Origin of the sequence: Lysobacter enzymogenes, from assembly GCF_017168095.1 — a bacterium.
GTDB classification, from domain to species: domain Bacteria; phylum Pseudomonadota; class Gammaproteobacteria; order Xanthomonadales; family Xanthomonadaceae; genus Lysobacter; species Lysobacter enzymogenes_D.
In genome coordinates this window covers 1-12099 of the sequence record NZ_LXSD01000266.1, presented here as the reverse complement: position 1 = coordinate 12099, position 12099 = coordinate 1, and the positions used below count along the sequence as shown (strand labels likewise).

15 protein-coding genes and 1 pseudogene are annotated in these 12099 nt (G+C 70.8%); 15 read left to right on the top strand and 1 reads right to left on the bottom strand.

What is annotated here, in order from left to right; translation table 11 throughout:
• Positions 1-237 precede the first annotated feature (237 nt).
• The 15 genes and pseudogenes from A7A76_RS07590 (at position 238) to A7A76_RS07520 (ending at position 11579) form a co-directional block, all read left to right on the top strand.
• Positions 238-648: a globin gene (locus A7A76_RS07590; RefSeq protein ID WP_206410626.1), complete on the top strand. Its 411-nt coding sequence runs from the start codon at positions 238-240 to the stop codon at positions 646-648.
• A gap of 240 nt (positions 649-888) precedes the next feature.
• Positions 889-1116, top strand: coding sequence for a hypothetical protein (locus tag A7A76_RS07585; RefSeq protein WP_074863653.1), 228 nt, complete (start codon positions 889-891; stop codon positions 1114-1116).
• A 347-nt stretch (positions 1117-1463) separates the two neighbouring features.
• Positions 1464-1886, top strand: a complete 423-nt coding sequence (locus tag A7A76_RS07580; RefSeq protein ID WP_206410625.1) for a hypothetical protein — start codon at positions 1464-1466, stop codon at positions 1884-1886.
• Positions 1887-1935: 49 nt separating this feature from the next.
• Entirely contained in the window at positions 1936-2661 is a 726-nt protein-coding gene (locus tag A7A76_RS07575; protein WP_206410624.1) for a phosphodiester glycosidase family protein, read from the top strand.
• A 74-nt stretch (positions 2662-2735) separates the two neighbouring features.
• Positions 2736-3248: a hypothetical protein gene (locus A7A76_RS07570; RefSeq protein ID WP_206410623.1), complete on the top strand. Its 513-nt coding sequence runs from the start codon at positions 2736-2738 to the stop codon at positions 3246-3248.
• Between the two features lie 25 nt (positions 3249-3273).
• Entirely contained in the window at positions 3274-3663 is a 390-nt protein-coding gene (locus tag A7A76_RS07565; RefSeq protein ID WP_206410622.1) for a DUF488 domain-containing protein, read from the top strand.
• A gap of 279 nt (positions 3664-3942) precedes the next feature.
• Positions 3943-5601: a CTP synthase gene (locus tag A7A76_RS07560; protein ID WP_206410621.1), complete on the top strand. Its 1659-nt coding sequence runs from the start codon at positions 3943-3945 to the stop codon at positions 5599-5601.
• 104 nt (positions 5602-5705) lie between these two features.
• The gene (gene kdsA / locus A7A76_RS07555) at positions 5706-6539 is read left to right on the top strand and encodes a 3-deoxy-8-phosphooctulonate synthase (protein WP_206410620.1); all 834 of its coding nucleotides are present in this window, start codon (positions 5706-5708) and stop codon (positions 6537-6539) included.
• Between the two features lie 120 nt (positions 6540-6659).
• Entirely contained in the window at positions 6660-6917 is a 258-nt protein-coding gene (locus A7A76_RS07550) for a helix-hairpin-helix domain-containing protein (RefSeq protein ID WP_206410619.1), read from the top strand.
• A 10-nt stretch (positions 6918-6927) separates the two neighbouring features.
• The gene (eno, locus tag A7A76_RS07545) at positions 6928-8214 is read left to right on the top strand and encodes a phosphopyruvate hydratase (RefSeq protein ID WP_206410618.1); all 1287 of its coding nucleotides are present in this window, start codon (positions 6928-6930) and stop codon (positions 8212-8214) included.
• A 43-nt stretch (positions 8215-8257) separates the two neighbouring features.
• Positions 8258-8601 (top strand): annotated as a pseudogene (ftsB, locus tag A7A76_RS25835) (cell division protein FtsB); the annotation flags it as partial.
• Positions 8602-8749: 148 nt separating this feature from the next.
• Positions 8750-9430 carry a 2-C-methyl-D-erythritol 4-phosphate cytidylyltransferase gene (gene ispD, locus A7A76_RS07535; RefSeq protein ID WP_206410616.1) on the top strand — a complete coding sequence of 227 codons (681 nt, stop codon included), beginning with the start codon at positions 8750-8752 and terminating at the stop codon, positions 9428-9430.
• Between the two features lie 133 nt (positions 9431-9563).
• Positions 9564-10043, top strand: coding sequence for a 2-C-methyl-D-erythritol 2,4-cyclodiphosphate synthase (ispF, locus tag A7A76_RS07530; protein WP_206410615.1), 480 nt, complete (start codon positions 9564-9566; stop codon positions 10041-10043).
• Positions 10040-11104, top strand: coding sequence for a tRNA pseudouridine(13) synthase TruD (gene truD, locus A7A76_RS07525; protein ID WP_206410614.1), 1065 nt, complete (start codon positions 10040-10042; stop codon positions 11102-11104). The genes ispF and truD overlap by 4 nt, the downstream gene beginning before the upstream one ends.
• Before the next feature lie 214 nt (positions 11105-11318).
• The gene (locus tag A7A76_RS07520; protein WP_206410613.1) at positions 11319-11579 is read left to right on the top strand and encodes a hypothetical protein; all 261 of its coding nucleotides are present in this window, start codon (positions 11319-11321) and stop codon (positions 11577-11579) included.
• Between the two features lie 22 nt (positions 11580-11601).
• Here A7A76_RS07520 and A7A76_RS07515 read toward each other — a convergent pair whose 3' ends face one another.
• Entirely contained in the window at positions 11602-12093 is a 492-nt protein-coding gene (locus A7A76_RS07515; protein WP_241200784.1) for a Smr/MutS family protein, read from the bottom strand.
• Between the last annotated feature and the right edge of the window lie 6 nt (positions 12094-12099).

Here is a 12099-nt window from a genome sequence, read left to right as displayed (position 1 = left end):
CGGGCGACATTCACGCCCGCCGCCGTCTCGCCGGCTGCGACCGGCGCGCGCCGCGTCGCGCGACCGCCGGCGCAAGCCGCCGCGATCAAGCGCGGCCCGCGCCACACCGGCGGATTGATCTGGCGCAAACCGCACCCCGCCCGGTGCTGCCATCCTCCCCGGCGCGTTCGGTTCCGCAATCTCCAATCCCCGCTTTTGTTCCCGCTCCTTCCCCCCCCACACGCCCCAGGAGGGCCCGTGTCCGCCCAGGACCAGTACTACGACCTGCAGCAAAGCTACGGCCGCTGCCTCATCCGCAAGGGCTTCATCGAACGTTTCTACGAAATCTTCATGGCCAGCCATCCCGACGTGGCGCCGCTGTTCGACCGCACCGACTTCCAGAAACAGCGCCTGGCCCTGCGCCGCGGCATCAGCGTGGCGATCTTCTACGCCGCCGGCAGCGCGGTGGTGAAGCGCACCAGCGAGCAGATGGCCGACGTGCACGCCCGCACCGGGCGCACGCCGGTGCGGCCGGAGCTGTATCCGTACTGGATCGACAGCCTGCTGCGGGCGGTGCGCGAGTTCGACGAACAGGCCGACGAGGCCCTGCTGGCGCGCTGGCGCCAAGCCATGCAGGCGGTGACCGAAATGTTCGGCGGCCGCTACTGACCGCGCCGGCGGCGCGTGGCGCGGGCGTCGTCCGCGATCGGCGGCGCGATTGAAAAACCGGCCCGCAGCCCCGTCCCGTGTACCGTCTACACAAGCCGTGCGACCCGATGGACCGACCGTTCAGCCCCTGGCGAGGCGGCCGGCGCTAGGGTTCGCGGCGTCGCGGCAGGGATGCCCCGGCCCGCCCGCGGACCGGGCGCCCGTCCCGGTTCCGGTCATTCCACTTTTTGGAGGTATGCCATGAAGATCCGCAAGCTGCTGCTCCCCGCCGCCATCGTCGCGGCCCTGGCCGTGCTGGTCGCGCCGAGCGCGTTCGCCCAGCAGGATCCGCAGGCCGACAAGAAGGCCGAAGAGGCCAAGAAGGCCGACGACGCGAAGAAGGCCGAGGCCAAGAAGAAGGCCGAGGCCGAAAAGCGGCAGAAGTCCGGCGACCGCGGGGTCGAGCCGGAGGAAGAGGGCAACAAGTAAGCCGCCCGCGCCGCCGCGGCCGCGCAGCGGCCTCGAATCAGCATCGCAACGCCCCGGCCAGCGCCGGGGCGTTCTTTTTGGCCCGGCGTAAAGGCTAGAGTAGGCGAAACCCAGCGCAAGGAAGGCCGATGCGTACGCTCGGGGCAGGGACGGTCGCAGTGCTGATGGCGGCGCTGGCCGCTTGTGCGCATTCGGGCGCGCGAGCGCCGCGCGTCGACGACGCGCAGGCGCAGCCTGTTGCGGTGAAGGGATGCTCGGGCGTTCCGTCCGATCCGTCGACGCCGGCCGGATTCGTCCGCGCCGGCGCCGCGACCCACGGCCCCGGGGCGCCGGGCGCGCCGATGCGGATGGCTCTGCGGTGGCCGCCGGACGGCCTGGACTATCTGCCGCCGCTGTACGTGTTCGACCCGGACGCCGGCCTGATTCACCGCTTCGACGGACGCGACCGGCAAGCCGGCGACATCCCGCTGGAATGGATGCAGGAGGCGGAGTTCGTCGCCGCGGAAGACGACGCCTATTGGGGCGAAGTGGTCGATCGCAGTTATTTCCGCATTCCGTGGCTCGGCCCGTGCCAGTTGGCCGAACTGCTGCCGCCGCCGGCCGAACTGGCGGCGCCGCCGCGCGGGCTGCTGTTCCTGCAATTCGTCTCGCCGCGCTGCCGCGATTGCGCGCGGCTGTCGCGCGCGATCCAACGCACCCTCGCGCGGCATCCGCAACGGCCGATGCGCTGGGTGCAGGTGGAGACCGACCAGGCGGTCGGCGGCCGCTGATCGGGCGTTGCGGCTAGGATGGCCGTACTTTCGCCAGGATCGATCTTCGATGCGCCGTGCCGTCGCCTGGATCTGCCTCGCCCTGGCTTCGCTGCTCGGTCTGCCCGCGGCCGCGCGCGAGCCGCGCTACACCGTGCTGCGGATCGACACGCGCAGCCAGCCGCTGGCGCTGTACTTGAACGATGAGCGCGGCCGGCCGTTCCACCGCTTCAAGGATCTCGACGCCTGGCTGCAAGCGCGCGGCCAGCGCCTGCGCTATGCGATGAACGCCGGCATGTTCGAGCCGGATTACTCGCCGGTCGGCCTGTTCGTCGCCGACGGGCGCGAGCGCGCGCCGCTGAACCTGCGCGCGGGCGAGGGCAACTTCTACCTCAAGCCCAACGGCGTGTTCTTGCTCGATCGCGACGGCAAGCCGCACGTGGTCGAAGCTTCGCGTTATCCCGACCTCGCCCGCGGCGCGCGGCTGGCGACACAGTCGGGGCCGCTGCTGGTCGAAGGCGGTCGCATCCATTCGGCGCTGGACCCGCAATCGCGCTCGCGCCACCTGCGCAACGGCATCGGCATCAACGGTGATGAGGTGATCTGGGCGATCAGCGACGGCAAGGTCAGCCTGTACGAATTCGCGCGTTACTTCCGCGACGAACTGGGCTGCCAGGACGCGCTGTACCTGGACGGCACGCTGTCGTCGCTGTACGCGCCGCAGCTTGGGCGCCGCGACCGGCGCGGCAAGCTCGGGCCGATCCTGGCGGTGGTCGAGCCCGCCGCCGCGCCTTGACAGGGGCGGGGCGCGGATCGAGCATCGCGCGAAACCGTCGCGCAGGGGCGAGGGTATCGGCCAAGGGGATAGCGATGGGCCAATGGCGCGAACATGCGAGGCTCAAGGGGCGGTTCCTGCCCGATTATCCGGACGATCTTCAGGTGATCGCGCACGACGGCGGGCCGCGCATCGCGCACGCGCCGCCGGAGCTGATCTGGGTGCGGGTGGTCGCGGCGTCCGGCGATGTGTTCGACGGGATCGTGCTCAACCAGCCGCACGGCTTGCGCAGCGTCGCCGAGAACGGGCCGATCCGTTTCCTGGCGCCGGCCACCGCGCCGCATCCGGTGATGGTCAGCGACAAGTACCTGCGCGAGCGCGCCGACTGGACGATCTCGCCTTGCGATCGGTGCGGCTTCGACGAACTGTTCGATGCGCCGTCGGACCTGGTGCGTGCGGTGTTTCCGGACGTTCCGCGGGACGCGGTCATGGAGATGTTCACCGCCAAATGCCCGCTGTGCGGCGGGATCCAGGGGCTGGAGGCGGTGGCGTCGCGCGACGCCGGGCCCGCCACCGCGCGCAAGCCCTGGTGGCGATTCTGGCGCTGAGCGGCGCATCGGGCGGGAGCGAATCATGGCCATCCACATCGTTCGTCTGGGCACGCCGCGGCGGCGCGGCGAAGGTTTGCGCATCGGCACCGTGCGGCGTCCGCCGCGCGGCGTGCCCAAGTCCGAATTCGCCCGCCGGGACTGGTACGACGTATGGTTTCCGACCCTCGCGCCGAGCCTGGAGACGATGAAGCAGGCGCAGGCCGCGCAGACCCCGGCGCAGTGGAACGCGTTCGTGCGCAAGTACAAGGCCGAGATGAAGAGCCACGAAGCCCGGCAAGCGCTCGACCTGCTGGCGGCGATGTCGGCGCACAGCGATTTCTCGGTCGGCTGTTATTGCGAGGACGAATCGCATTGCCACCGTTCGATCCTGCGCGAGCTGCTGGCCGAGCGCGGCGCGCGCATCGCCGGCTGAGCGCGCAGGTCGGCGGCGTATCGATCTGCAGAGCCGGTCGATCCGCAGAGCCGGCGGCCGACCGGGCGTGGCGGCCGGACCGGTCGCGGACGCCGGCTGCGGCCTGCAGCCCCCCGCCGCGGTGTTGCGGCGCACCGCCCCGGACGGATCCGCCGAATCGGCGCAAACCCTTGCCCGGCAAGGCTTTGCGCGGCTTCACCACGGCCCGCCCCGGTGTCAAGCAGTCGCGGGTTCACGCGCCAACCTGTAAACTGCGGCTTTCCAGCGGCTGCAAAATCCATGACTCCCCTGATCTTCGTCACCGGCGGCGTGGTGTCCTCGCTTGGCAAGGGCATCGCGGCGGCCTCGTTGGCGGCCATCCTCGAAGCGCGCGGGCTGCGCGTGACGATGATGAAGCTCGACCCCTACATCAACGTCGACCCGGGCACGATGAGCCCGTTCCAGCACGGCGAGGTCTACGTCACCGACGACGGTGCCGAGACCGACCTCGACCTGGGTCACTACGAGCGCTACCTGCGCACGCGGCTGAGCCGCAAGAACTCGATCACCACCGGCCGGATCTACGAGAACGTGATCCGCAAGGAACGCCGCGGCGATTACCTCGGCGGCACCGTGCAGGTGATCCCGCACATCACCGACGAGATCAAGCGCCTGATCGTGGAAGCCACTGAAGGCTTCGACGTGGCCCTGGTCGAGGTCGGCGGCACCGTCGGCGACATCGAGTCGCTGCCGTTCCTGGAAGCGATCCGCCAGCTGCGTACCGAGCGCGGCCCCGAGCACGCGCTGTTCATGCACCTGACCCTGGTGCCGTTCATCGCCGCCGCCGGCGAGCTCAAGACCAAGCCGACCCAGCATTCGGTCAAGGAACTGCGCTCCATCGGCATCCAGCCCGACGTGCTGCTGTGCCGCAGCGAGCAGCCGCTGCCCGACGGCGAGCGCCGCAAGATCGCGCTGTTCACCAACGTGCCGGAAAAGGCGGTCATCTCGGCCGTCGACCTGGACAACATCTACAAGCTGCCGCAGTGGTTCCACGAGCAGGGACTGGACGCGATCGTGCTCGACCGCCTGCGCATCCAGGCCGGTCCGGCCGACCTGAGCGAGTGGAACGAAGTCGTCGACGCCACCACCCATCCGGTCGATGAAGTCACCATCGCCGTGGTCGGCAAGTACATCGACCACCAGGACGCGTACAAGTCGCTGGCCGAGGCGCTCAAGCACGGCGGCCTGCGCCAGCGCACCAAGGTCAAGCTGAAGTGGCTGGAATCCAGCGAAGTCGAACGCCACGGCGTGGACGCGCTCGGCGACGTCGACGGCATCCTGGTGCCCGGCGGCTTCGGCGACCGCGGCTTCGAAGGCAAGGTCGCCACCGCCAGGTACGCGCGCGAAAACAAGGTGCCGTACTTCGGCATCTGCTACGGCATGCAGGCCGCGGTGGTCGATTACGCCCGCCACGTGGTCGGCCTGGACGGCGCCAACAGCACCGAGAACGACAAGCACAACCCGCATCCGGTGATCGGCCTGATCACCGAATGGCGCACCGCCACCGGCGAAGTCGAGCGCCGCAACGAAGCCAGCGACCTCGGCGGCACCATGCGCCTGGGCCTGCAGGACCAGCGGATCAAGCCCGGCACCCTGGCGCGCGAGCTATACGGCAAGGACGTGGTCGGCGAACGCCACCGCCACCGCTACGAGTTCAACAACCGCTACCGCACCCAGCTGGAAGACGCCGGCCTGGTGATCTCGGCCAAGTCGATGGACGACCTGCTGGTGGAAATGGTCGAGCTGCCGCGCAGCCAGCACCCGTGGTTCCTGGCCTGCCAGGCGCACCCGGAGTTCCTGTCCACGCCGCGCGACGGCCATCCGCTGTTCGTCGGCTTCGTGCGCGCCGCGCGCGAGGCCAAGGCCGGCGGCAAGCTGCTGCGCGAGGTCAAGCAGTAGCCGACCGCGCTTACCGATGGGCCGGCGCGTTGCAGGCGCCGGCCTTGTCGGCGGCGGCGCGCGCCGCCATCTGATCGCCCAACGAACGCAACCGGAACTCAAGCATGAAACTCTGCGGTTTTGACGTAGGCCTGGACCAGCCGTTCTTCCTGATCGCCGGCCCCTGCGTGATCGAATCGATGCAGTTGCAGCTCGACGTCGCCGGCCAGCTCAAGGAGATCACCTCCGCGCTCGGCATCCCCTTCATCTTCAAGTCCAGCTTCGACAAGGCCAACCGCACCTCGGCGACGAGCTTCCGCGGCCCGGGCCTGGAGGAAGGCTTGAAGGTGCTGGCCGAGGTCAAGCGCCAGATCGGCGTGCCGGTGCTGACCGACGTGCACGAATACACCCCGATGGCCGAGGTCGCCTCGGTCGTCGACGTGCTGCAGACCCCGGCCTTCCTGTGCCGGCAGACCGACTTCATCCAGAACGTGGCGCGCGCCGGCAAGCCGGTCAACATCAAGAAGGGTCAGTTCCTGTCGCCCTGGGAGATGAAGCACGTCACCGCCAAGGCCAAGGCCACCGGCAACGAGGCGATCATGGCCTGCGAGCGCGGCGCCAGCTTCGGCTACAACAACCTGGTCAGCGACATGCGCTCGCTGAGCGTGATGCGCGACACCGGCTGCCCGGTGGTGTTCGACGCGACCCACTCGGTGCAGCTGCCCGGCGGCATGGACGGCAAGTCCGGCGGCCAGCGCGAGTTCGTGCCGGTGCTGGCGCGCGCGGCGATCGCGGTCGGCGTGTCGGGCGTGTTCATGGAAACCCATCCGCGCCCGGAAGAAGCGCTGTCGGACGGCCCCAACGCGGTGCCGCTGCCGAAGATGCGCCGGCTGCTGGAGACCCTGGTCGAGATCGACCGGATCACCAAGAAGAACGGGTTCCTGGAGCAGGATTTCTGATGCCCGACCCAGCGCGGCCCGCCACGACCGCGAGCGCGGCCCCGGCATCCGCCGCGGCCGCCGCCTTACCGCTTTCCCGCCGCCGCCGCCGCGCGCGACGGCGCGCCTGAGCCGGCGCCGATGGCCTTTTCCGACCCCGAACGCCAGCGCCTGCTCGCCCTCAAGGGCGTCGGCGAAACCGTGATCGCGCGCCTGGAGCAGGCGGGCTACGGCTCGCTGAACGCGCTCGCCGGAGCCGACCCGGCGCGCATCTGCGCCGACGTCGCCGGTATGCTGCGCGCCAGTTGCTGGGGCAACAGCCCACAGGCGCGCGCCGCGATCTCGGCTATCGTTGGCCTGGCCCGGGCTTCGACCCTTCCCACTTCCCACCCTCCCTGACCCCTCCGACATGACCTCGATCACCCAGATCCACGCCCGCGAAATCCTCGACAGCCGCGGCAACCCGACCCTGGAAGCCGAAGTGACCCTGGCCGACGGCAGCTTCGGCCGCGCGATGGTCCCCTCCGGCGCCTCCACCGGCAGCAAGGAAGCCGTGGAACTGCGCGACGGCGACAAGACCCGCTACCTGGGCAAGGGCGTGCGCAAGGCGGTGGAGAACGTCAACACGACCCTCGCCCAGGCGCTCAAGGGAATGGACGCGACCGACCAGGCCGCGCTGGACAAGCGCATGATCGACCTCGACGGCACCGAGAACAAAGGCCGCCTGGGCGCCAACGCGCTGCTCGGCGTGTCGCTGGCCAACGCTCACGCGGTGGCGGCGAGCAAGAAGCTGCCGCTGTGGAAATACCTCGCCGGCGACCGCGCCCCGGTGCTGCCGGTGCCGATGATGAACATCATCAACGGCGGCGCCCACGCCGACAACAACGTCGACCTGCAGGAATTCATGATCCTGCCGGTCGGCGTGCCGAACTTCGCCGAGGCCCTGCGCGCCGGCGCCGAGGTGTTCCATGCGCTCAAGTCGGTGCTCAAGGGCCGCGGCCTGAGCACCGCGGTCGGCGACGAGGGCGGTTTCGCCCCGGACCTGCGCAGCAACGAAGAGGCGCTGGAAACCATCCTGGAAGCGATCGGCAAGGCCGGCTACAAGGCCGGCGAGGACATCCTGCTGGGCCTGGACGTGGCTTCCACCGAGTTCTACGACAACGGCAAGTACCACCTGGTCGGCGAAGGCAAGCGCCTGACCAGCGAGCAGTTCGTCGACTTCCTCGCCAACTGGGCCGCGCAGTACCCGATCATCACCATCGAAGACGGCATGGCCGAGGACGATTGGGCCGGCTGGAAGCTGCTGACCGACAAGATCGGCAACAAGGTGCAGCTGGTCGGCGACGACCTGTTCGTGACCAACCCGAAGATCTTCGCCGAGGGCATCGACAAGGGCGTGGCCAACGCGATCTTGATCAAGGTCAACCAGATCGGCACCCTGACCGAAACCCTGGAAGCCATCGCCATGGCCGACCGCGCCAGGTACGCCGCGGTGGTCTCGCACCGCTCCGGCGAAACCGAGGACACCACCATCGCCGACATCTCGGTCGCCACCACCGCGACCCAGATCAAGACCGGCTCGCTGTGCCGCAGCGACCGCGTCGCCAAGTACAACCAGTTGCTGCGCATCGAAGAGCAGCTCGGCTCGGCGGCGCGCTACGCCGGCCGCGACGCGTTCGTGTCGCTGCGCCGCTAAGGCGAGGCCGACGGAGCCGGTATGGCGGAGAAGTCGCGCAAGGCGTGGCTGGGCGTGGTGGCGCTGGCGCTGCTGGCGCTGCTCGCGCTGCTGCAGTACCGGCTGTGGTGGGCCGGCGGCGGCGGGGGCGGCAGCGTCGCCGCGCTGCAGGCCCAGGTCGACGGGCAGACCCGCGAGAACCAGGGCCTGCAGCAACGCAACGACGCGCTCGCCGCCGAGGTCGAAGACCTCAAGTCCGGCGAGGCCGCGGTCGAGGAGCGCGCGCGCAGCGAGCTGGGCATGATCAAGCCCGGCGAGACCTTCTACCGCGTGGTCGAAGCCAAGCCGCAGGCGCCGGGCCCCAACGCCGCGGCCGCGGTCAGCGCGGTGCAGAACGGCACCGCCGCCGGCCAGGACGCGGCCGACGACCAGCCCTCGCTGGAAGAGCAGGTCGACGAGCCGCCGACCGAGGTGCCGCCGTCGGCGCCGGAACCGCATCCGATGCCGGCGCCGGTGCAGCATTGAACGCAGCGTCCCTTACCCGCGAAGCCTGCCGATGATCTGGGCCGTACTTCCCGCCGCCGGCCGCGGCCAGCGCTTCGGCGGCGACGTTCCGAAGCAATACCTGCGCATCGCCGGCAAGCCGCTGATCGAACACGCGCTGAGCGCGCTGCTGGCGCATCCGCGCGTGGCCGGGGCGATGGTCGCGCTGTCGGCCGACGACGCGCTGTGGCCGGGCTGGAGCGAACTGCTCGGCAAGCCGGTGCTGCGCTGCACCGGCGGCGGCGAGCGCGCCGACTCGGTGCTGGCGGCGCTGCGCGCGCTGCCGGCGCAGGCCGGCGACGACGCGCTGGTGCTGGTCCACGACGCCGCCCGCCCGAACCTGCGCGGCGAAGACGTCGGCCGCCTGATCGCCGCGGCCGAGGCCGCGCCGGACGGCGCCATCCTCGGCGCGCCGCTGCGCGACACGCTCAAGCGCGCCGGCCGCGGCCGCATCCTCGGCACCGAGCCGCGCGACGGCCTGTGGCGCGCGTTCACCCCGCAGGCGTTCCGCCGCGGCGCGCTGACCGCGGCGCTGAGCGAGGCCGCCCGCGCCGGCGTCGTCGTCACCGACGAGGCCGCGGCGATGGAACGCGCCGGCGCGCAGCCGTGGCTGGTGGAAGGCCGCGAGGACAACCTCAAGGTCACCACGCCGGCGGATCTGGCGCTGGCGGAATATCTGATCGGCAAGGGCTGAGGAAATAGCGAACAGGAGATAGCGAATAGGAGATGGGAGATAGCGAAAAGCGGGCGTGCACGCCGTTGTTCCGCTTCTGCTCTGGCTATCTCCTATCTCCTATCCGCTAACTTCCGGCTTAAGGTTTTCACTCATGAACATCCGCATAGGCCAAGGCTACGACGTCCACGCATTCGGCGACGGCGACCACGTCGTCCTCGGCGGCGTGCGCGTGCCGCACGAGCGCGGCGTGATCGCCCATTCCGACGGCGACGTCGTCCTGCACGCGCTGTGCGACGCGATGCTCGGCGCGCTGGCGCTGGGCGACATCGGCCGGCATTTCCCGCCCAGCGACGAGCGTTGGCGCGGCGCGGACAGCCGCACGTTCCTGCGCCACTGCAACGCGCTGATCGCCCAGCGCGGCTACGCGGTCGGCAATTGCGACGTCACCGTGGTGTGCGAGCGGCCCAAGGTCGGCCCGCACGCGCAGGCGATGCGCGAGGCGATCGCCGCCGACCTGGGCATCGCGGTCGACGCGGTCAGCGTCAAGGCCACCACCTCGGAAAAACTCGGCTTCACCGGCCGCGGCGAAGGCATCGCGGCGACCGCCGTGTGCCTGTTGGTCGGCGCATGAGCGGCGCCGACGAAGCGGGCCCGGACGAGCTGCCGCGCGCGCACGGCGCGCCGGCGCTGCGCGCGCGCATCCGCAGCGCGCCGGAGGATTTTCGGGTCGAGGAACTGCCCTCGTTCGCCGCCAGCGGCAGCGGCGAGCACTTGCTGCTGACCGTGGAAAAGCGCGGCATGAACACCGCCTTCGCCGCCAAGCGGCTGGCGCAGTGGGCCGGGGTAGGCGAGGTCGCGATCGGCTACGCCGGGCTCAAGGACCGCCACGCGGTGACCGTGCAGCGCTTCAGCGTGCACCTGCCCAAGCGCGTGGCGCCGGATCTGGCGTCGCTGGAAAGCGACGAGCTGCGCGTGCTCGAACACCACTGGCACGCGAAGAAACTGCCGCGCGGCGCGCTGGCCGGCAACCGCTTCGTGCTGGCCTTGCGCGAGGTGGAAGGCGAGCGCGATCGGATCGAACAGCGCCTGCAGGACATCTGCGCGCACGGCGTGCCCAATTATTTCGGCGAACAGCGCTTCGGCCGCGACGGCGACAACGTCGCCAATGCGCTGGCGATGTTCGCCGGCCGCCGCGTGCGCCGCGAGCAGCGCAGCCTGCTGCTGTCGGCGGCGCGTTCGGAACTGTTCAACCGCGTCCTGGCCGCGCGCGTGCGCGACGGCAGCTGGAGCGGATTGTGCGACGGCGCCGGCCTCGACGGCGAGGTGTGGTCGCTGGCCGGCAGCCGCAGCGTATTCGGGCCGGAGCCGTGGAACGAGGCGCTGGCCGAGCGCCTGGCGCGCTGCGACATCCATCCCAGCGGCCCGTTGTGGGGCCGCGGCGAATTGCGCAGCGCCGGCGCGGTGCGCGCGCTGGAACTCGACGCGCTGCAAGGCGAACAGGCGCTGGCGCTGCGCGCCGGGCTGGAAGCGGCCGGGATGGACCAGGAGCGGCGCGCGCTGCGGCTGCGCGCCGAGCAGATGCAATGGCGCTGGCGCGACGACGGCGCGCTGGAAGTCGGGTTCGTCCTGCCGGCCGGCGCGTACGCCACCGTGGTGCTGGCCGAAATCGGCCGGATCGACGGCGCGCGCTGACGGCCGTTGGTGCGGGCGCGGGCGCGCGCCGCGCCGTCGTCCGCAGCGGCCTGCGCGCAGGCCGGATTGGCTCCTTCGCCGCGACCGCTCGTCGGGTGGTATCGCGCGGCACTGGCCGGCGCTTGCGGCGCGCGTATAAGCCGGAAGCGACAGTCGGCACCGGCCGGCTGCGCCCGCCGCCCGCGGCGGGACATCACGTCAGGGAGCCGAAGTCATGAATGCTTTGCGCACCGCCGTCGCGTCGTTGTCCGTCTGCGTCCTGGCCGCCTGCGCCGGGCACCAGAGCAAGAGCGCCTACGTCGCGCCGTCCGATCCGTCGCTGCCGGCGACCTTGTCCAAGCACCAGGTCGAAGGCATGGACCGCGACAACGCCTACGTCTCGGCGGTCGAGCGCCTGGCCCTGCGCCGCGGCATCGAAGTGAAGTGGGTCAATCCGCCGGACCGGCGCCGCCTGGCCGATACCGAGCAGCGCTGATTGAACGACGGGCGCGGCGCGCTCAGCGCCGCCGCCGCGCCAGCAGCACCAGCACCGCGCCGGTGCCGCCTTGCGCGCTCGGCGCGGAGTGGAAGGCCAGCACGTCCGCGCGTTGGCGCAGCATGCGGTCGACCAGATTCTTCAGCACCGGCAGGCCGCGGCTGTCGACGAAGTCGTTGCCGCCGCCGCGGCCCTTGCCGTGGATGACGCGCACGCAGCCGACTTCGTGGGTGCGCGCGTCGTTGAGAAAGGCGCGCAGCAGCGCCTCGGCCTCGCGCACCGGGCTGCCGTGCAGGTCCAGTTCCTCCTGCGCCGAAATCTCGCCGCGGCGCAGCCGCGCGAACACGTTCGGCGGCAGTTCGTCGCGGCGATAGCTCAGCGCGTCGCCGGCTTCCAGCAGTTGTTCGTCCAGGGCGTGGCGGAATTCGTCGCGCGCCTGCGCCTCGTCGCGCTCGGCCATGCGCGGGCGCGGGCGCGGCTTCGGCGCGGCCGGCGGCAGCGCGGCTTCGGGCAGGCGGCG